Here is a 19,513-nt window from a genome sequence, read left to right as displayed (position 1 = left end):
ACCCCAGCGGCGAGGGTGAGCACTCGCGGGCAAGCCCGCTTCCCACCCACCCTCCGCCTCAGTAGGAAATGGTCGCCGAGGTGGCCGTCGTGCTGAGGCCGTAGTTGCATTGCGGGTTGATGCCCGAGGTATCGCTGCCGCCCCAGGGCGGAGACGCGACGCGGACGTTGTTGCGGTCGTACACCTGGATGTTGTGGAAGGTGATCGGGCCACCGGGGTATTCGCCGCAGGTGGAGACGTTGTACACCTCGAGCACGCCGCCGAAGACCCAGGTGAGATCGTCATAGGGGTCGGTGGTGAGCGAACTCGTTCGGCCCGTGGTGGTGTTGCGCGAATCGATCTTCCACGTGGGGCAGTCCTGTCCCGCCGCGCAGGTGGAATAGGTATCGCCGACGACGACATCGCCCGCCTTCGCCGGGACCGGATCGCTGTGGAACGTGGTGCCGTCGACACAGCAGTTCCAGCTCGCCAGGGTCCACGCCTTGTCGTTGTATCCGTTCCAACCGAGCACGGGCTGAAGGATCGATTGCACGTTCGGCAGTTGCTCGAGACCGGGGAAGAAGTAGATGACCTGGTCGTCCTTCGTCGCGGGTGCGGAGGGCACGGTCCATGTCGCGACGATACGGCCGATGGGTGTATTGCTGGCGTAGTTCGCGGCCTGTACCCAGCCGCTCTGCTCGGGTGGCGGGGTGGCGCGCAAGGTGCGGCGGCCGTCGGCTTCGACGCGGTCGCCACGCAAGGTGTAGTTCGCCTTGCCGCAGGTCGCCGGTTTCTCCAGTGCGCCGGACGCGCGCTGGATCAGGCCGTTCTTTTGCAGGCGATCACCTTCGTGCACGGTGGCGACGCAATCGGGAGAGAAGTAGCCATTGGGGGTGACCACGTAATCGTCGGGGACACCCGCGGGTTTCGCGGAGGCGGGCATGGCGCCGACGCGCGTGAGTTCCTGGCCGCGAACGGCTTGTGGATCTTGCGCGGCGGATGCCGCCATGGCGATGAACAACATCGCGCCGATCAAAGCGAACCTCTTCATGTAAACGACTCCTGCATTGGAAAGGATGTCGTCCATGTGACGCCGGCGTCATCGCCGGTGCCGCCCCCTGTTCCGCCGCGCATGATGCGCGGACGGTCAGGCTAGGGGCGAGCGGATCGCTTCAAGTGTGATGTGTGTACCACTCCGTCGCAGCTTGCCGTCGATGCGCATCGCATCGCATGTTCAAGCGCCATGCCGGCGAGGAACCGCAAGAAGTTGCGATCAGGGAGCGGGCGGTATAGGTCATCGACGAATCACGGCGTGCTACTGATGGGCGCCCGCCGCGGCGTTTTCTTCAGCCATGCCTGGCTGACGAGCGAATGCGGCCGCATCGGGCAAGGCGTACTGCGCAACCAGCGGCTCCAGCTTCTGCTTCAGGCGAAGCATCGCGACATTGCTCATCGATAGATCCGTGTATTTCTGCAGGGCATCCTCTGCCGGCGTGGGTGCGTCCGGTGCATGCGTGAGCGCGGCGAGGCGTGGAGCGACGACCTGGGTGAGGGCGAAATAGGGATCGTCGTGCACGCCAGCTTGCTCGAGCAGCTTGCCAGGCAGCATCCAGGCGGCGAGGTCGGCTTTTTCCGGCGCGGGGCCATCGCCATGCGTATCGATGAGGATGTACGGCACCGTCTGGTTGAACATGCCGGCGCCATCGGTGAAGCCGAGTTTGTCGTACGTTTCGGTGAGCGCGGGCAGGTGATCGCCGTAGAACAGGAGCAACGTCGGTCGCTCGCGTTGCTTGAGGAGTTCGGCGAGACGGCCGAGTTCGGCGTCGGCGTGGCGCATGTGATAGATGTAGTTGCGCAGTTGCAGCTTCGCCTCGTCACTGATGCCATCCGGGACGGGAATGGCGTCGCGCTCGTGCGTGTCGATGTTCACGCTCTTGTCGTAGGGCCCATGCGCTTCCATGCTGATCGCGAAGACGAAGCGCGGCGGGCCGGAGTCCTTCAGCTGGCTCATGATCTCGTCGGTCATCGCGCTGTCGGCCATGTACTCACCGTCCTTGCGGAAGTCCCTGGGGAAATCCGGTTGCGACACGAAGCGGTCGAAGCCCAACGACTTGAACGCCGTGCTCCGGTTCCAGAACGACGCGTCGTTACCGTGGACGGCGATGGTTTCATAGCCGTGCGAACGCAGCGTGCGCACCATGCCCGGGACGACGCCCGAATGCATCTGCAGGTAAGGGAACTGCATCGTCGGGAAGTAGCGTAGCGACAGCCCGGTAAGCACTTCGAATTCGGTGCGGATCGTGCCGCCGCCGAATGTCGGCACATGCAGGCGTCCCGTGCTCGCATGCTCGGCGAGACGATGCAGGTTCGGCGCGAAGTCCTCGTTTTCCAGCCCGCGAATCGCGCTCGGGTCGAAGAACGACTCGCTCTGCACGACGACGATGTCGGGCGTTTGCCGCCCGTTGGCCGCCGCCGTCGCCATGTGCTCGCGCAACGCCGGACCGGTGTCCGCGAGGAAGCGCCCGGCTTCGACAGGATCGGCCTTGGTCTTCTTGCCTGCGTCCTGGAGGCGGAATTGCACGATGGTCGTCACCACCCCGTTGTAGCCGGCGTTCGCCGCGGCGGACCAGGGTTGCAGCCCGAGGCGGTCCTTGTTGTAGATCGTGGACCATGCAGGAACGCCCGCGAACAGGGTTCCCATGAGTGCGACGAGCGCCACACCGGCGACGAGGCGGCGTCCTTTCGTGCGCCTGGCGAAAAGGGGCGGCTCGTAGCGCGCTATCAGAACGATGAGCGCGACCGTCCCGAGGATGGCCAGGTACGGCAAGGGATTGGCCGGCAGGTATCCGCCGAGCAGGTGCAGGCCGCCATTCTTCAACTGGCCGACCATCCTGAAGTCGGCCGGCAGCAGCGGCGCGCCCAGGTTCTTCATCTTGATGGCACTGACCACCAGGACCGCCCCCTGGGCCATGAATGCGATGCCGAACGACAACCATGCGCGACGCGTCAGCACCAGCAGCAGGGAGGCGAGGAGCAACCCCGGGAACGCGTTCGCGAACAGATGCCACGGCCGGCTGGACCATTCGGCGCTGGAAACGCCTGGGTTGCCGTCGAGAAAGCCCGTGTAGAGGACGAACGCCACGGCAAGGCAGAGCGGTAATGCCACCCGGCCCATCACGTCACGCCAACGCTTTGAATCGAAAGTCATAACGTCCTCTTGTCACGCCCCTGTAAGCGAGGGGGATGGGACTGTAACGCAGCGGACATGAACCGGTTGTCAGGCGCGGACGCGTGCGTTCTTGCGGCTCGTCGACGAGGCATGAGACGAATCGCAATCCGGTGCCGGAAAGCGCGCCATGCCGTGGCTGAGGCACAATGACCGCCTCATGAATGCATCGACGACGGCTCCGCGCGAAAGCCCTGAACTACGCGCACTGATCGACACCCGTTATGCCGACGTGATGGCGGCCTGCCGTGCCGCGCGCATCCCGCTGTACGACGATGCCGGCGTGGCCGAACGGATCCGGCGAACCTTGCTGGCGTCCGATTTCGCCTTCGACATCTTGCGACGCCAGCCCGAGCTGCTCGCGCCCGCAGGGCTGGAACGGCTCCGCGCTAACGCGGATGCCGGAACGCGCGGTGCCTCGCTGGAGTTGCCCGTGGATGAGGACCGCTGCATGGCGGTACTGCGGCGCTTCCGGCATGCGGAGGCGGTGCGCCTGGTCTTCCGAGACGTGAATGGCCTGGACGACCTGGACGAAACGCTGTCCTCGACGAGCGCCCTGTATGAAACCCTGCTCGAGGTCGCGCTGCGCTGGTCGGAAAACGCCATGCATGCGCGCTACGGCCAGCCGCGCGACGCGCATGGCGTGGCGCAGCGCACGGTGGTGCTCGGCTTCGGCAAGCTCGGCGGCAACGAGCTGAATTTCTCGTCGGATATCGACCTCGTGCTGGCGTACGCGTCGGGTGGAGAAACCGATGGCCCGCGTCCGCTGGACAATGGCGAGTACTTCATTCGCGAAACGCGCCAGCTCGTGCGCCTGCTGGCCGAGCCCACGGTCGATGGCATCTGCGCGCGCGTGGACCTGCGATTGCGTCCATTCGGCAATGCGGGAAGGCTTTCGTTGCCCTTCGCGGCCATGGAGCAGTACTACCAGCGCGAGGGCCGTGACTGGGAGCGCTACGCATGGATCAAGGCGCGCCCCGTGGCCGGCGATCGCGTGGCCGGGCGCGAGCTTCAGGACATGTTGCGGCCCTTCGTCTATCGCCGCTACCTGGACTACACCGCTTTCGCGGGATTACGCGAGATGAAGGCGCTGATCGATGCGGAGGTGGCGCGCAAGGATCTCGCCGGGAACCTGAAGCTCGGGCCCGGAGGCATTCGTGAAATCGAGTTCGTGGTGCAGCTCACCCAGATGATCCGCGGCGGCCGCGACCCCGCGCTGCGCGTGCGAGGCCTGCTGCCGGCATTGCGGGCCTGCGAGGCGCGAGGTTATATCCCGTCGGCACGGGCGAAGCTGTTGCGCTCCGCCTACGTGTTCCTGCGCAGGTTGGAGAATCGCGTGCAGATGCTGCGCGATGCGCAGACCCACGACATCCCGGACGACGTCTTGTCGCGCGAACGGCTGGCGCTCGGGCTCGGCTACCCCTCCTGGGAAGATCTCGCGCTCGACCTCGCCCGTCATCGCGACGCCGTGTCGTCCGAGTTCGCCGCCGTGCTCGTACCCGAGGCGGGTGGAACCGCGACGGCACCGGTCGCCGATGTCGCGCTTTGGCAGGCGGCGCGGGACGAGACACTGGATGCCGCGACGATGGAGGCATCGGGCTTTCGCCCCGGCGAGGAAGCCGCCGCCGAGCTGGTCAAGCTTCCGCGCACGGCCGCGGTGCGATCGATGTCGGCGCGGTCTTCCGAACGCATCGAGCGTCTGATGCCCCAACTGATCGGCGCGGCGCGTGGCAGCGTGGCGCCGGTGGCCAGCCTCCTGCGCATGCTGCGCCTGGTCCAGGCCGTGGCGCGGCGCTCGTCCTACCTCGCCCTGCTGGACGAGCAACCGAACGCGCGGCGCCGTGTCGCGAGCGTGTTCGCGGACAGCGCCTTCCTCGCCGAGCGCGTGATCGCGCAACCGCTGTTGCTGGACGACGTGCTCGATCCGCGCATCGACCAGTTGCCGCTCAAGCGCGCGGATATTTCGGCGGAGATCGCGCGGACCCTCGGTGCGCTGGACGAACGCGACGCCGAGCAGGAACTGGAACGCATCAACGAATTCCGGTCGAGCATCGCCTTTCGCCTCGGACTGGCCTTCAACGACGGCCGCGCGGACGCCACGGCCACGGCGCGGCGCCTCGCCGGACTGGCCGAGGCGGTGGTCGCGGCGATCCTCGCCCTGGCCACGCGCGAACTCACCGCCCAGCATGGCCGCCTGCCGGGCGAGGGCAGCGGCTTCGTCGTCCTCGGCTATGGCAGCCTGGGCGGCGAGGAGCTTGGCTTCGCCTCCGACCTGGACCTGGTCTTCGTCTACGACGGCAAGCGGGCCAACGCGATGAGCGACGGCCCGCGTCCTGTCGACGGCACGCGTTGGTACCAGCGCCTCGCGCAACGCGTGATGCACTGGTTGAGCGTGCAGACCCATGCCGGCAGGCTCTACGACGTGGACACGCGTTTGCGGCCGGACGGATCGAAGGGACTGCTGGTCGCGAGTGTCGACGCGTTCGAGGCCTACCAGAGGGACCGCGCATGGACCTGGGAGCACCAGGCGTTGCTGCGTGCGCGGCCGGTGGCTGGCGACACGCGGCTTGGGGCCGCGCTGGCGGGCATCCGGCGCGAAATCCTCGGCGCCCCCCGCGATGCCGCGCGCGTTCGTGCGGAGGTGGGTGCCATGCGCGCGCGCTGGCGCGGCGAACGCGACCGTTCCGATGCCACGCATGTCGACCTGAAACAGGGCGCGGGTGCCCTCATCGACATCGAGTTCATCCTCCAGGGAATGGTGCTCGGGCACGCGGCGGCGCATCCGTCGGTGCTCGACACGCACGCCAGCAGTACCTTGATCGACGTGCTGCGTGAGGCGGGATTGTTCACCCAGGCCCAGGCCGACACCTTGCACCTGGCACACGCGGACCTGTTGCAGATGGGGCTCGCGTGCACGCTCGACCTGCGGCCGCGCATCGCCACGCGCACGCCCGCGCTCGACGCGCTGTGCGAAGGGGTTGGGCAGGTCGCGACGGAGCTCGGCTTCGACTTCTCCGGACACGGTGAGTTGGCGGCACAGGGTGCCTGAAGCCGTGCGCGGCGGTATGCTGTCCGGCCGCTCAACGACACGATCCCGATGACCCGAACCCCGTTGCTGATCGACACCGACCCCGGCGTGGACGATGCCCTGGCCATCCTCATGGCCCACGAGCACGCCGACGTCGCCGCGCTGACCGTTGCCGCGGGCAATGTCGGGCTCGAGCATACGGTGCGTAACGCGCGCACGCTGGTGGAACTGATCGGTGCTGCGACGCCCGTGCATCCGGGCTGCCCCTCGCCCCTGGTTCGTGCGCCCGACGAGGATGCGGCGTTCGTCCACGGTGCCGACGGTTTCGGTGATGTCGGCTTCGCCGAACCCGCCCTCGCCGCGCAGGCCGAGCACGCCGCGCTCGCCCTGATTCGCCTGACCCGGGAGCGCCCTGGCGAGTTGACCCTGGTGGCGCTGGGCCCGCTCACCAACCTGGCGCTGGCCGTTCGCCTCGATCCGGCGTTCCCGTCGCGGGTGAAGCGCCTCGTCGTGATGGGAGGCGCCGTCACCGGCCATGGAAACACCGGCAAGATCCCGGCGGAGTTCAATATCGGTTTCGACCCCGAGGCGGCCCATGTCGTGTTCGAGGCCTTCGAGATGTTCGACCTCGTGGATTGGGAGGCGACCGTCCGCCACGCCTTTGCCGACGAGGTCTACGAGGGATGGATAGCCAAGGGCGATGGCCGGGCGGTTTTTTTTGAGAAGATCTTCGGCACCGCGCGCCGCTTCAACGCCGAGCACGAGCGCACGGGCTTCATCGCGGCCGATGCGTTGGCGATGGCGGTGGCCCTCGATCCGGCCATGGTGGTCCGAGCGGAGACCCGTCATGTGGCGATCGAACTGGACGGCCGCCTGACCCGTGGCGCCACGGTCGTGGACTGGCACCGGCGTCTCGGTGGCACGGCCAACGCCCGGATCGTGCTCGAAGTGGACCAGGATCGTTTCCGTGACTTGATCGCCGGGGCCTTGGGCGCTCGCTAAGCCCTGTAGGGCCTGGTGGGGGGCTGGTGGGGAGCCAAATAGCGGGAGGGGGCTGGCGGGAGACTGGTGGGAGCCGACCTTGTCGGCGATCCCGCGGCAGCGGGCCACCTCGAAGCAGGCATCCATCGCCGACAGGGGCCGGCTCCCACCTTGAGCCGGACCCCCGGGGCGTCAACATGGCCAGGCTTGCCGCCACCCGCCGCGCTGGTTACAATGCCGCTCTTTTCACCCCGCTATTTCTCAGGTTCAAGCCATGAAAGAGAACATCCATCCGAAGTACCAGCCGGTGGTCTTCCAGGACCTGTCGTCCGATTTCGCGTTCCTGACGCGTTCGACGATGTCCAGCAAGGAGACCGTCAAGTGGGAAGACGGTAACGAATACCCGGTGATCAAGCTGGATATCAGCAGCCATTCGCACCCGTTCTACACGGGCAAGCAGAAGACGCTCGACGTCGGCGGCCGCGTCGACAAGTTCCGCCAGCGTTACGGCAAGAAGTAATACCCGGAAAGCGGCACAAAAACCGCGACGAAATCCGCGCGCCGCCTGCGGGGTGGCGTTTCGCGAGGATCGACGGACACGGGGCGAGCCCATGGCTTGCCCCGTGTCTTTTTGCGTCCGTGGATCGCCGGGATCGAACGGACGTTCGAACAGCCTCTGTGCGATAATGGGGAACTTCGGCTGCACGTAGTGGCCGGTACGACGCCTTCCCCAGGGTGCCGTTTCCCCAAAATCGCCGAGAACGAAGAGGAGCTCGCCGTGTCCGACGCCAAAACCGTCAAATTGGTCGATGAATCCAACAAGCCCGTAAGCGAACTGCCGGTCATCGGCGGCACGCTCGGCGCCGAGTGCGTCGACATCGGCACGCTGTACAAGGACACCGGCTACTTCACCTACGATCCGGGCTACGGCAGCACCGCCAGCACCAAGAGCGCCATCACCTACATCGACGGCGACAAGGGCGTGCTGCTTTATCGCGGCTACCCGATCGAGCAGCTTGCCGAGAAGTCCACTTTCCTGGAGACCTCGTACCTGCTGCTCAACGGCGAACTGCCCAGCAAGACAGAGTTCGCGAAGTTCGAGCACGACATCACGCATCACTCGATGATGCATGAGAACCTCAAGTTCTTCCTGCGCGGCTTCAACCACGACGCGCACCCGATGGCCATGCTGGCCGGCTCGATCGCTTCGCTTTCGGCGTTCTACCACGACAAGCTCGACGTCGATAACCCGGAAGACCGCAAGCTCGCCGCCATCCGCCTGATCGCGAAGATGCCGACGATTTCCGCCGCCATCTATCGCCACTCGATCGGCTGGCCCACGCGTTATCCGCGCAACAACCTCGAGTACGTCACGCGCTTCCTGCACATGATGTTCGAAGTGCCGAGCGAGCCGCTGGAGCTGAATCCCGTCGTCGCCAAGGCGCTCGACCTGCTCTTCATCCTGCACGCCGACCACGAGCAGAATGCCTCCACCTCGACGGTTCGCCTGGTCGGCTCGACCGGTGCCAATCCGTACGCGTCGATCGCCGCCGGCATCACCGCGCTCTGGGGCCCGGCGCACGGTGGCGCCAACGAAGCCGTGCTCAAGCAGCTCGAGGAAATCGGTTCCGCTGACAAGGTCGAGACCGCCGTCAAGCGCGCGAAGGACAAGAACGACTCCTTCCGCCTGATGGGCTTCGGCCACCGCGTGTACAAGAACTTCGATCCGCGCGCGAAGATCATCCGCGAGATGTGCCACAAGGTACTCAACGAACTCGGCGTCAACGACCCGTTGCTCGATGTCGCGATGAAGCTGGAAGAAGCCGCGCTCAAGGACGACTACTTCGTCGAGCGCAAGCTGTACCCGAACGTCGACTTCTACTCGGGCATCATCTACAAGGCGCTCGGCATTCCGACCGAGATGTTCACCGTGATGTTCGCCATCGCGCGCACGTCCGGCTGGATCTCGCACTGGATCGAGCAGCACGAGACGCCGGGATCGCGCATCGGCCGCCCGCGCCAGATCTACACCGGCGCCGACGTTCGCGACTACGTACCGAACGACAAGCGCTGAGAAAAAACCCCGCGAAAGCGGGGTTTTTTTTGTGCCGGCGCCGGGAGTGGAGAAGCGCTCCCACAGGGCGCTCTCACCCTTGGGTTGGCCGTCAGGACGACGCCTGGAAAGCGGCGATGTCCTCTTCCGCCAGCAGCTCCTGCACCATGGCTGCCGTGGCGCGGCGCATGGGCCGTTCGTCCACGCGATCCAGGGGAGCCTGGCGCAAGGCGTCCATGGGCAACACGGTCAGGTCGAAGGGAATGCCGTCGGCACCGAACAGCAGTACCGGATGCTCGCTCTGCGCCGTGCCCGACCAGCGCAACCGGCGTGTCTGCGTCTCCAGCGGAATGCCTTGCTCGCGAAGGAACAGCCCGGGCGCTTCCGGGTCGTCGCTGAAGACGTGCAGGCAGACGGCGGAATGCTCATCGGCCGTACCCTCGAGAACCGCGCCGACCAGGCGCGCATCGAAGCCACGCAGGAACCGCATCGCTTCCACCGCGGCTTCGCGCCGGGCGCGAAGCGCCTGCGGCTGGGTATCGGCGTGGAAGATGCGCTGGTGCTCGCGCAGTGCGTCCTCGATCTCGTTGTTGCGGGGCAGGGCCTGCGTATCGACGATGCCGAGCCGTTCGGCGGCCTTCACTTTCGCGTGGTGGAAATCGCGAATGCCATGCTCGCTCATCAGGCGCGCCGCCTCCTGGGCGACGAGGACGCGGTTACGCTGCGTCCGGTCCTGGGCATGGATCCTGTGGTGTTCGCCTCGTGCCATGACTCACCCCCGTGTGGTGTGAACGTGTGCCAGGCGCGCGACCGCTGGCTCGGCGCGCGCGTCAGAAGATGTCGTAGGCGTGTTCCTGCTGTTCCTCCTGCTGTTTTTGTGTCGCCTGTTCGCGGAGACGGTCGACGTCCTCGACCTTCATGATCTCGTTCATCCCGCCGGGCGAGGGCAGGCCCGAGCCCGGGTCGATCTGCACCGTCGCGATACCCGGCGGCATCGCCAACATATGGGACGGCTTGTCCTTGAGGAAAGCGCCCATGTAGTCCATCCAGATGGGCAGGGCGGCCTTCGCACCGAACTCGCCACGTCCCAACGAACTGAAGTCGTCGAAACCGACCCAGACCGCCGTCGACACGTCGCCGTTGAAGCCGACGAACCAGGCATCGCGATGGTCGTTGGTGGAGCCTGTCTTGCCCGCGATGTCGTCGCGACCCAGGGCCTTGGCCGCGGCGCCGGTGCCGCGCTTCACCACGTCCTGCATCAACGACGTGACCAGGTAATCGTTGCGCACGTCGATCACGTGCGGCGCCAGCTTCGGTGGCTCCGACGTGCTGGCGTGCGCGTCGGCGGGGAGCACGGCATCGCCGGTTCCGCTGCCGGCGGCGGTGCTCGACGTTGCCGGGCGGGCCGGAATCAACGCCGTGGACGCTTGGGTCGGCGGTCCCGGAAGCGTCGGGTTCAACAGGCGTTCCTGGCATTCCGCACAGGCCCGCTCGGGATTGGCCACGTAGACGGGATTGCCGTCGCGATCGTCGATCCGGGAGATGAAGTATGGCGTGACGAGGTAGCCGCCGTTGGCGAACACGGCATAGCCGCGGGCCATGCTCATCGGCGACACGGATGCCGTGCCGAGTGCGAGCGAGAGGTTCTGTGGCAAGGCATCCGGCGTGAAGCCGAACCGGGTCATGTATTCGCGGGCGAAGCGCAGGCCGATGGCGTCGAGCAGGCGCACGGAGACCAGGTTCTTCGACTTGACCAGCGCTTCGCGCAGGCGCATCGGGCCATCGAACTTGTTGTCGTCGTTGGCCGGGGTCCACATGCCGTCCGGCCGCGACGGATCCGGGAAGGCCACGGGCGCGTCGTTGACGATGGACGCCGGCGTGAAGCCACGCTCGAAAGCCGCCGAATACAAGTAGGGCTTAAAGCTGGAGCCAGGCTGACGGGCCGCCATCACGGCGCGGTTGAACTTCGAGCGAACGAAGCTGAAACCGCCTACCAGTGCGCGTACGGCGCCGTCTTCGGGATCGAGCGAGACCAACGCGGCCTGCACCGCGGGGATCTGTGTGAGACGCCATTCGAGCCGGGCTGGTTCCACCCTGGCTGCCGGTGCCTCCTTGCCCTCCTCCGGGGCGCCGCTGGCGACATCCTCGTTCACGTCGTCCTTCGCGGCACGGAACAGGCGGACCACGTCGCCGCGCTTCAGTACGGCGTCCACGCGGGTGGGTGCGGCTCCCGCGCGCCCTTCATTGACGTACGGACGAGCCCATGCCATCGACTCCAGGCTGAGCGTGACCGTCTCCTTGGGCGAGAGATACACCTTGGCCTCCTTTGCGCCGGTCTCCGTGACGATGCCGGGCATCATGCCCGCGACGCTCGTGTAGCCGGCGAGAACGCGGTCGTAATCTTCGGGGCCCGCCTGGGCCGGCAGTTCCTCGTGGCCCTCGGGGCCGCGGTAGCCGTGCCGGCGGTCATAGGCCGAGAGCCTGCCGCGTAAGGCCTCGTTGGCGGCGGCCTGGCTGTCGCTGGGCACCGTGGTATGCACCACGTAACCCTCGGTCAGCGCATCGTTGCCGAATTTCTCCAGCACCTGCTGGCGGACCATCTCGGCGAGGTACGGCGCGTCCACCTCGATCTGCTGCTCGTGCGGGAAGGCGTCGTTGGGCTCCTTGATCGCCTCGTCGTACTCCGCCTTCGTGATGAAACGGTTGCTCAGCATCTGCCCGAGCACCCAGTCGCGGCGGGCGAGCAGGCGCTTGGGGTTGTTCAGCGGATTGACCACGGAGGGTAACTGGAAGGTGGAGGCCAGCGCGGCGCTCTCGGCCACCGTGAGCTGGTCCAGCGTCTTGCCGTAGTAATACGACGCGGCTGCGGCGAGGCCGTAGGAGCGGTGGCCCAGGAACATCTTGTTGATGTAGAGCTCGAGGATCTGGTCCTTCGTCAGCTCGTTTTCCATGCGCAGGGCGATGAACATCTCGGTCAGCTTGCGGGAGTAGAGCTTCTCCGGGCTGAGGAAGAAGTTGCGCGCCACCTGCTGGGTGATGGTGGATCCACCCGGTCCCTTGTCGCCGCCGGAAAGGATCACGTGGATGCCCGCGCGGGCGATTCCGTGCCAGTCGACGCCCGGATGACTATAGAAGTCGGCGTCCTCGGCCGATAAAACGGCATTCTTGAGACGCGCCGGCACGTCGGCGATGCGCACGGGAATGCGCCGGGTCTCGCCGAAGGAGGCGATCAGGCGGCCGTCGGAGCTCAGCACGCGCAGGGGAACCTGCATGTGGTAATCGCGCAGGACCGCCACGGAAGGCAGGCGCGGTGCCAGGAGCCAGTAGGCGACGCCCACGGCGCCAACCACGAACAGGATGCCGGCCAGGGCGAGGTACAGCGCATAGCGCAGCAGACGCTTGAGGATTCGCATGGATGGGGAGGGGTCACCGCCGTATGGTCGTGGCGAAGTATAGAGCCAAGCCGGGGGACGGGCGGGGCGGGCGAGGTTCGACCCGGTATGAGGGGGTTTCGCTAACCCAGTGACTGGATTTGTGAATTAGTGCCGGTAAGCGGCCCCGACCGGCCGTTGCCAATCTGTTAAGTTTTAGATCTAATGCCTTCGCGCCGAAGACCAATTCCGACAAGGCGCGGGGAAGGGGGAATCGTGGGGCTCTTTACACCCAAGGCGGCGCCGTTGATCGGCGTCGATATCAGCTCGACCGCGGTAAAGCTGCTTCAACTCAGCCAAGCCGGCGGGCGTTATCGCGTCGAGCACTACGCCGTCGAGCCGCTTCCACCCAATGCGGTGGTGGAAAAGAACATCGTCGAGGTCGAGGCGGTGGGAGAGGCCATCCGACGGGCTCTCGCCCGTTCCGGCGCCAAGCTCAAGCACGCCGCCGCGGCGGTAGCCGGCTCGGCCGTGATCACCCGCATCATCCCCATGTCGGCGGATCTCTCCGAGGACGACCTCGAAGGCCAGATCCAGGTCGAGGCGAACCAGTACATTCCCTACCCGATCGAGGAAGTCAGCCTCGATTTCGAGGTGCTGGGGCCGGTTCGCGACAATCCCGAGATGAACAACGTGCTCCTGGCCGCCTCGCGGACGGAGAACGTCGACATGCGCATCGCCGCGCTGGACCTGGGCGGCCTGACCGCGCGGGTCATCGACGTGGAAGCGTTCGCCATGGAAAACGCCTTCGGCATGGTGGCCGACCAGCTCGCGGTCTCGCGTGACGCCCTGGTCGCCGTGGTCGATATCGGCGCGACCATGACGACCCTCGCGGTGCTCAAGAACCAGCGGACGATCTATTCCCGCGAGCAGGTCTTCGGCGGCAAGCAGCTCACCGACGAGATCATGCGCCGCTACGGCCTGTCCTACGAGGAAGCCGGCCGGGCCAAGCGCAAGGGTGGCTTGCCCGAGTCCTACGAGATGGAGGCGCTGGAGCCGTTCAAGGAATCGCTGGTCCAGCAGGTCAGCCGCCTGCTCCAGTTCTTCTTCGCCGGCAGCGAGTACAGCCGTGTGGACCAGGTGGTGCTGGCCGGCGGTTGCGCCTCGATCGACGGCATCACCGAACTGCTCGAACAGCAACTGGGCGTGCCTTGCGTGGTGGCCAACCCGCTGGCGCGGATGGCCCTGTCCAGCCGCGTGCAGGCCCAGACCCTCGCCCAGGATGCCCCCGCGTTGATGATCGCCGTCGGCCTGGCCATGAGGAGTTTCGACTGATGGCACGCATCAACCTACTTCCCTGGCGTGCCGAACGCCGCAAGCAGCGGGAAAGGGAGTTCTACACCCAGCTGGGCCTCGCCTTCGGCGCCGCGCTGGTGGTGCTGATCGGGTGGTCGTTCTGGATGGATGCGCGCATCGACAACCAGGGCGAGCGGAACACGTACCTGCAGACCGAAATCAAGCAGCTCGACGACCGCATCGCGAAGATCAAGGACCTGGAGAAGGTCCGCTCCGACCTCCTCCAGCGCAAGCAGATCATCGAGCAACTCCAGGCTAACCGCTCGCAGATGGTCCACCTCTTCGACGAACTCGTGAAGACGATTCCTTCCAGCGCCCGCCTGGCCGGCATGAAACAGTCCGGCGATTCGATGTCGCTGGACGGCGTGTCGCAGTCCAACTCGAGCGTGGCCGAGTACATGCGCAACATCGAGGCGTCGCCCTGGATGGGCCATGCCGACCTGCGCAAGACGGAGAACACGCACGACGCCTCGCGGATGCCGTATCGCTTCGGCCTGGACGTGCGCCTGAACCAGCCCGGCGACACGCCTGATGGCGCCCCGGCGGGCGCCTCGACGAGCGCCGCGCCCGCCCCGGCCGCCGTCGTCCCCGCGCCGCTGGCCAATGCCGCGCAGGCCATCGGTGGGTCACCGGCGCCCGCGGCGCCGGGGCAGGCCCCCGCTACCGCCCCGGCGGGTGCGGCCCCGAACCCGGCCCCGGTCGCGCCGGCAGGAGCCAAGCCATGAAATTCTTCGACGACCTGCGCAACCTGGACCGCCACAACGTCGGCGGCTGGCCGAAGTCGATCAAGCTGTTCTTCACCATCCTGGTGTTCGCGGTGGTGCTGCTCGTGGGCTGGTATTTCCAGATCAGCAACCAGCAGGACGACCTCACCAACGCCGAAAGCCAGGAAGACCGGCTGAAGACCGAGTTCTCGCAGAAGCAAGCCAAATCGGCCAATCTCGAGGCGCTCGAACAGCAGCTGTCGGACATGCAGGACATGCTGCGCACCCTGCTGCGCCAACTGCCCAGCAAGACGGAAATGCCGGAACTGCTGATCGACATTTCGCAGACCGCGCTGGCCGCGGGTATCGAAACCGAGTTGTTCCAGCCCGGTCCGGAAACGCCCAAGGACTTCTACGCGGAGAAGCCGATCACGTTGCGCATGATCGGTACCTATCACCAGTTCGGCACCTTCATCAGCGGCGTCGCGTCGCTCCCGCGCGTCGTCATCCTGACGCTGCACGACGTCTCGCTCAGCCCGAAGGACGCGAAGGATGGCAAGGCTGGCTCCGGACAACTCGTCCTCCAGGGCACGGTGAAAACCTACCGCTACCTCGACGACGATGAAACACCGAAGCCCGCGCAGACGGTGAAGGGGAAGAAGTGATGACACGCGCACATGCCATCCTTCGGCCGGCCGCCATCGCTTTGTTCAGCGTCCTGGCCCTTGCCGGTTGCACGCGCGGCACCTCGGACCTGCGTGAGTGGGTCGATGCCGAGAAACACAAGAAGGGCGAGCCGATTCCACCGTTGCCGGTGATCCGCACGTTCGAAACGTTCGCCTACCAGGACCAGGGCGCCCGTGACCCGTTCAGCCCGAGCACGGCGGAAATGGACACGAGCGTCTCGAACGGCCCACGCCCGGACGAAAACCGTCCGAAGGAACCGCTGGAAATGTTCTCGCTAGACAGCCTGAAGATGGTTGGCACGGTCGGTGCTGGTGCCAAGCTGGAGGCGCTCGTGAAGGATCCCGGTGGGGTGATCCATCGCGTCCACCGCAATGAGTACATGGGGCAGGCCTACGGCCGTATCACGGCCGTCGGGGAGGATCGGATCGATCTGGTCGAGCTGGTGCCGAACGGCAGCGGTGGCTGGATGGAGCGTCCGGCAAGTATCGCGGTCGGCGAAAAATAAGAACTCGGGGATGACGCACATGACGACCAAACTCAATCTGCCGGGTAGCGCGCGCCATCGTTCGCGCCGCTGGATCCTCGGCGCCGCACTGGCCTTGTCCGGAGCTTTCGCGGGCACGGCCATGGCCGCCAACTCCCTGCAGAACGTCACCTACGATGCGCAGCCGGGAGGCCGCGTCGAGTTGACCCTTGCCTTCTCGGACGCCGCCCCGGAGCCCAAGGTCTTCACGACCAGCAATCCGCCGCGCATCGCGATCGACCTGCCGGATACGACCAACGCCTACAGCACCCGCCATCTGGATATCGGCAAGGGCGCCACCTCGGGTGTTTCGGTGGTTTCCGCCGGCGGGCGCACGCGTGTCACCGTCGAACTGTTCCGCGATTCGGCCTATAGGACGCGCGTCCAGGGCAAGAACCTGATCGTGACCGTGAACAACGGCCCGACCAGCGCCACGACGACGACGGCCACCGTGTCGGATCCGACCAAGGCACTGCCATCCAGCGCGGGTGTACCGCTGTCGAACATCGATTTCCGTCGCGGCCAGAACGGCGAAGGCCGGGTACTGGTGACGCTCGGCAGCAGCGCCTCGACGCCGGAAATGCACCGCGAAGGCGATCACGTGATCGTCAGCCTGCCGGGATCCACCTTGCCGCCGAAGCTCGCCCAGCGCCTGGACGTGCTCGATTTCGCGACACCCGTGCAGTCGATCGAGCCCAGCTCACGGCCGGGCGGTGCCCGCCTGGATATCCGCACCAAGGGCGAGATCGAGATCTCGGCCTACCAGAACGGCACCGAATATGCCGTCGAAGTGGCACCGAAGAAGGCCGCCGCACCGACTGGAAAGAACGCCAAGGGGCAGGAACCGACGTATTCGGGTTCGCGCCTGACCTTCAATTTCCAGGACATTCCCGTGCGTTCGGCCTTGCAGCTGATCGCCGACGAAGCCAAGCTCAACCTCGTCGCCTCCGACAGCGTCGGCGGCAGCGTCACCCTGCGCCTCGTCAATACGCCGTGGGACCAGGCGCTCGACGTGATCCTGCGCGCCAAGGGCCTGGACAAGCGCCGCAGCGGCAACGTCGTCTGGATCGCGCCGCAGGCGGAACTGGCCAACTACGAGCAGAGCCTCGCCGACGCCCGCCAGAAGGCCCAGGAGTCCGCGGAACTCATTTCCGACTACATCCCGATCAGCTACGGCAAGGCGGAGGATATCGCCAAGCTGCTGACCTCGGGCAGCATGCAGGGCGGTGGCTCGTCCGGCGGTGGTAACACGACGCGCGGCTTCCTCTCCCCTCGCGGCAGCGTCTCCTTCGACGACCGCACGAACACCCTGCTGATCAACGATACGCCGGACAAGATCCGCGACCTGCGCGAGCTGATCGGCACGCTCGACCGCCCGGTACAGCAGGTGCTGATCGAGTCACGCATCGTCGTCGCCACCGACCAGTTCACCCGCCAGCTCGGCGTCCGCTGGGGCGCGCAGGCGTTCAACCATAACAACGCCAACCAGATCGTCGGCACCACGCCGAACCTGAGCGGCGGCACGGACGGCACCGGCACTGGTGGCCTGGTGACGAGCGTCCGCAACAGCGACGTGAACTACGCCAACGCCGTCAACCAGTACAACGCGAACGGTGGAACCGGTGACCTGCCGACACGCGACGCCTACGAACTGCCGGGCGGCTACAACGTGAACCTGCCCGTCTCGAACCCGGCCGGCAGCATCGGCCTGGCGATCCTCGGCGCGAACTATCTGGTCGATCTCGAACTCTCGGCCGCACAGACCGAAGGCCGCAGCGAAGTGATCTCGAGCCCGCGCGTCATCACCGCCAACCAGCAGGAAGCGGTGATCAAGCAGGGTACCCAGATCGGTTACGTGACCTACCAGGCCTCCAGCACCGGCGGTGGTGCATCCAATGCCACCGTCCAGTTCAAGGATGCGGTGCTCGAACTGCGCGTGACGCCGACGATCACGGCGGACAGCCGCGTCTACCTCAAGATCAACGTGAAGAAAGACGCTCTCGCCGGCAATACGCCGTCGCCGGGCGGTGGCTTCGTCCCGTCGATCGACACCCGCGAGATCAATACCTCGGTACTGGTCGACAACGGTCAGACCGTGGTCCTGGGTGGCATCTACGAGATCACCAAGTCGAACACCACGGACAAGGTGCCCGGTCTTGGCGATATCCCTGGTCTGGGCGTGCTGTTCCGCCGCACCAATCGCGGCAACAACAAGGCCGAGCTGCTGATCTTCGTCACGCCACGCATCCTGAGCGATACGTTGCAGTAAGGTTCCGTCACCCGCTTGTCCGAACGCCCGCGCTCGTCGCGGGCGTTTTTTTTGGGTGGGAGCCGACCCTGTCGGCGATCCCGCGGCAGCGGGCCAGTCCACCGCAAGCATCCATCGCCGACAGGGTCGGCTCCCACCACGGCGAGCTCCCCTGCCGGTGGTTGGCTAAACTTCTCGGCGCGAGTGTGGTCTCATCAGCCATTCCGCGTTACGAGTTGCCCAGATGACCACATCGCCAACCGATGCAACGCCTCTCCAGGCGTCCTTCGTTCGTCTTCGTGAGGAGCTGGCACGCGGCATCATCGGCCAGCCGCATCTGGTCGAATGCCTGCTGATCGCCTTGCTGGCCGACGGCCACCTACTGGTGGAAGGGGCTCCGGGCCTGGCCAAGACCACCGCGATCAAGGCGCTGGCGACACGTGTGGAGGCCGACTTCCACCGCATTCAGTTCACGCCCGACCTGCTTCCCGCCGACCTCACCGGCACGGATATCTTCCGGCCGCAGACAGGTGGGTTCGAGTTCGAGCGCGGTCCCCTGTTCCACAACATCGTGCTGGCCGACGAGATCAATCGCGCGCCGGCCAAGGTGCAGTCGGCCCTGCTCGAGGCCATGGCCGAGCGGCAGATCACCATCGGCCGGCGTACCTGGCCGCTGCCCGACCTGTTCATGGTCATGGCGACGCAGAACCCGATCGAGCAGGAAGGCACCTTCGCCTTGCCGGAAGCCCAGCTGGACCGCTTCCTCATGCACGTGACCATCGGTTATCCGGACGCCAACGCGGAACTGGCCATCCTTCGCCTCGCTCGCGAGCAGGCCCGCCAGGCATTGCATCCCGTACCGCCGCCGTCGCACGTGTTGCGCCCCGCCGACGTGTTCGCGGCTCGCGACGCGGTGCTGGATGTGCACATGGCCGAACCGCTGGAGTTGTACATCACCCAACTCGTGGTGGCGACGCGCGAGGCCGGCAAATACGGGTCGGAATTGGCCCGGTGGATCGCATGGGGCGCCAGCCCCCGCGCAACGATCGCGCTCGATCGTTGCGCCCGCGCGCACGCCTGGCTCGCCGGACGCGACTATGTCGTGCCCGATGACATCCACGTCATCGCGCATGAAGTACTCCGTCACCGCGTCCTTCCCAGCTACGAGGCCGAGGCCGAGGGCGTGCGTATCGACGCCCGTGATCGACCGTTTGCTGGACCTCGTCCCATTGCCGTGAACGCCATAGCACCCATCGCCGATGGGCGCGTCCGTGTGTCGCTCCCGGAACTCATCGCCTTGCGCTCGCGCGTCGCGCGCGCGCCTTCGCCGCCGGTCGTATCACGCGCGCAGCGCAGC

The 19,513-nt window shown here is 66.2% G+C and carries 13 protein-coding genes and 1 pseudogene; 10 read left to right on the top strand and 4 right to left on the bottom strand.

What is annotated here, in order from left to right:
* Window positions 1-58: 58 nt before the first annotated feature.
* Together QFZ41_RS07555 and QFZ41_RS07550 are read right to left on the bottom strand one after the other, a co-directional pair.
* Complete coding sequence (locus QFZ41_RS07555; protein ID WP_429198189.1) at window positions 59-1,030, bottom strand: hypothetical protein; 972 nt, start codon at window positions 1,028-1,030, stop codon at window positions 59-61.
* 264 nt (window positions 1,031-1,294) lie between these two features.
* Entirely contained in the window at window positions 1,295-3,187 is a 1,893-nt protein-coding gene (locus QFZ41_RS07550) for an LTA synthase family protein (protein WP_429198188.1), read from the bottom strand.
* A 178-nt stretch (window positions 3,188-3,365) separates the two neighbouring features.
* Between QFZ41_RS07550 and glnE the strand changes: the two genes are divergently transcribed.
* The 4 genes from glnE to QFZ41_RS07530 all read left to right on the top strand — a co-directional run bounded on the left by glnE (window position 3,366) and on the right by QFZ41_RS07530 (window position 9,288).
* Window positions 3,366-6,254: a bifunctional [glutamate--ammonia ligase]-adenylyl-L-tyrosine phosphorylase/[glutamate--ammonia-ligase] adenylyltransferase gene (gene glnE / locus QFZ41_RS07545; protein ID WP_429198187.1), complete on the top strand. Its 2,889-nt coding sequence runs from the start codon at window positions 3,366-3,368 to the stop codon at window positions 6,252-6,254.
* Between the two features lie 48 nt (window positions 6,255-6,302).
* Window positions 6,303-7,235: a nucleoside hydrolase gene (locus tag QFZ41_RS07540; protein ID WP_429198186.1), complete on the top strand. Its 933-nt coding sequence runs from the start codon at window positions 6,303-6,305 to the stop codon at window positions 7,233-7,235.
* A gap of 253 nt (window positions 7,236-7,488) precedes the next feature.
* The gene (locus QFZ41_RS07535) at window positions 7,489-7,734 is read left to right on the top strand and encodes a type B 50S ribosomal protein L31 (protein WP_072323753.1); all 246 of its coding nucleotides are present in this window, start codon (window positions 7,489-7,491) and stop codon (window positions 7,732-7,734) included.
* 258 nt (window positions 7,735-7,992) lie between these two features.
* Window positions 7,993-9,288: a citrate synthase gene (locus QFZ41_RS07530; protein WP_306851016.1), complete on the top strand. Its 1,296-nt coding sequence runs from the start codon at window positions 7,993-7,995 to the stop codon at window positions 9,286-9,288.
* Between the two features lie 91 nt (window positions 9,289-9,379).
* Here the strand turns inward: QFZ41_RS07530 and QFZ41_RS07525 are convergent, their stop codons facing one another.
* Window positions 9,380-10,036, bottom strand: a complete 657-nt coding sequence (locus QFZ41_RS07525) for a hypothetical protein (RefSeq protein ID WP_429198185.1) — start codon at window positions 10,034-10,036, stop codon at window positions 9,380-9,382.
* A gap of 61 nt (window positions 10,037-10,097) precedes the next feature.
* Window positions 10,098-12,680: a penicillin-binding protein 1A gene (locus tag QFZ41_RS07520; protein ID WP_429198184.1), complete on the bottom strand. Its 2,583-nt coding sequence runs from the start codon at window positions 12,678-12,680 to the stop codon at window positions 10,098-10,100.
* Window positions 12,681-12,914: 234 nt separating this feature from the next.
* On the opposite strand from QFZ41_RS07520, the gene QFZ41_RS07515 reads away from it, so the two are divergent.
* The 6 genes and pseudogenes from QFZ41_RS07515 (at window position 12,915) to QFZ41_RS07490 (ending at window position 19,394) form a co-directional block, all read left to right on the top strand.
* Window positions 12,915-13,973 carry a pilus assembly protein PilM gene (locus QFZ41_RS07515; protein WP_429198183.1) on the top strand — a complete coding sequence of 353 codons (1,059 nt, stop codon included), beginning with the start codon at window positions 12,915-12,917 and terminating at the stop codon, window positions 13,971-13,973.
* On the top strand, window positions 13,973-14,719 hold the full coding sequence (locus QFZ41_RS07510) for a PilN domain-containing protein (RefSeq protein WP_429198182.1): 747 nt from the start codon (window positions 13,973-13,975) through the stop codon (window positions 14,717-14,719). Before QFZ41_RS07515 ends, QFZ41_RS07510 begins: the two co-directional genes overlap by 1 nt.
* The gene (locus QFZ41_RS07505) at window positions 14,716-15,363 is read left to right on the top strand and encodes a type 4a pilus biogenesis protein PilO (protein ID WP_429198181.1); all 648 of its coding nucleotides are present in this window, start codon (window positions 14,716-14,718) and stop codon (window positions 15,361-15,363) included. Before QFZ41_RS07510 ends, QFZ41_RS07505 begins: the two co-directional genes overlap by 4 nt.
* The gene (locus tag QFZ41_RS07500; RefSeq protein ID WP_429198180.1) at window positions 15,363-15,890 is read left to right on the top strand and encodes a pilus assembly protein PilP; all 528 of its coding nucleotides are present in this window, start codon (window positions 15,363-15,365) and stop codon (window positions 15,888-15,890) included. The genes QFZ41_RS07505 and QFZ41_RS07500 overlap by 1 nt, the downstream gene beginning before the upstream one ends.
* A gap of 19 nt (window positions 15,891-15,909) precedes the next feature.
* Window positions 15,910-18,177 (top strand): type IV pilus secretin PilQ, encoded by a 2,268-nt coding sequence (gene pilQ, locus QFZ41_RS07495; RefSeq protein ID WP_429198179.1) that lies wholly within the window; start codon window positions 15,910-15,912, stop codon window positions 18,175-18,177.
* 223 nt (window positions 18,178-18,400) lie between these two features.
* A pseudogene (locus QFZ41_RS07490) lies at window positions 18,401-19,394 on the top strand (AAA family ATPase).
* The last annotated feature ends 119 nt before the right edge of the window (window positions 19,395-19,513 follow it).

The sequence above is a fragment of the Luteibacter sp. W1I16 genome, assembly GCF_050434905.1.
GTDB lineage: Bacteria > Pseudomonadota > Gammaproteobacteria > Xanthomonadales > Rhodanobacteraceae > Luteibacter.
This window is presented reverse-complemented; position numbering and strand designations above follow the sequence as displayed.

What these genes read in the sequence shown, in the direction of transcription:
- QFZ41_RS07555 (WP_429198189.1), bottom strand. Translation starts at nt 1,030, where the DNA reads ATGAAGAGGTTCGCTTTGATCGGCGCGATGTTGTTCATCGCCATGGCG.
- QFZ41_RS07550 (WP_429198188.1), bottom strand. Translation starts at nt 3,187, where the DNA reads ATGACTTTCGATTCAAAGCGTTGGCGTGACGTGATGGGCCGGGTGGCA.
- glnE (WP_429198187.1), top strand. Translation starts at nt 3,366, where the DNA reads ATGAATGCATCGACGACGGCTCCGCGCGAAAGCCCTGAACTACGCGCA.
- QFZ41_RS07540 (WP_429198186.1), top strand. Translation starts at nt 6,303, where the DNA reads ATGACCCGAACCCCGTTGCTGATCGACACCGACCCCGGCGTGGACGAT.
- QFZ41_RS07535 (WP_072323753.1), top strand. Translation starts at nt 7,489, where the DNA reads ATGAAAGAGAACATCCATCCGAAGTACCAGCCGGTGGTCTTCCAGGAC.
- QFZ41_RS07525 (WP_429198185.1), bottom strand. Translation starts at nt 10,036, where the DNA reads ATGGCACGAGGCGAACACCACAGGATCCATGCCCAGGACCGGACGCAG.
- QFZ41_RS07520 (WP_429198184.1), bottom strand. Translation starts at nt 12,680, where the DNA reads ATGCGAATCCTCAAGCGTCTGCTGCGCTATGCGCTGTACCTCGCCCTG.
- QFZ41_RS07510 (WP_429198182.1), top strand. Translation starts at nt 13,973, where the DNA reads ATGGCACGCATCAACCTACTTCCCTGGCGTGCCGAACGCCGCAAGCAG.
- QFZ41_RS07505 (WP_429198181.1), top strand. Translation starts at nt 14,716, where the DNA reads ATGAAATTCTTCGACGACCTGCGCAACCTGGACCGCCACAACGTCGGC.
- QFZ41_RS07500 (WP_429198180.1), top strand. Translation starts at nt 15,363, where the DNA reads ATGACACGCGCACATGCCATCCTTCGGCCGGCCGCCATCGCTTTGTTC.
- pilQ (WP_429198179.1), top strand. Translation starts at nt 15,910, where the DNA reads ATGACGACCAAACTCAATCTGCCGGGTAGCGCGCGCCATCGTTCGCGC.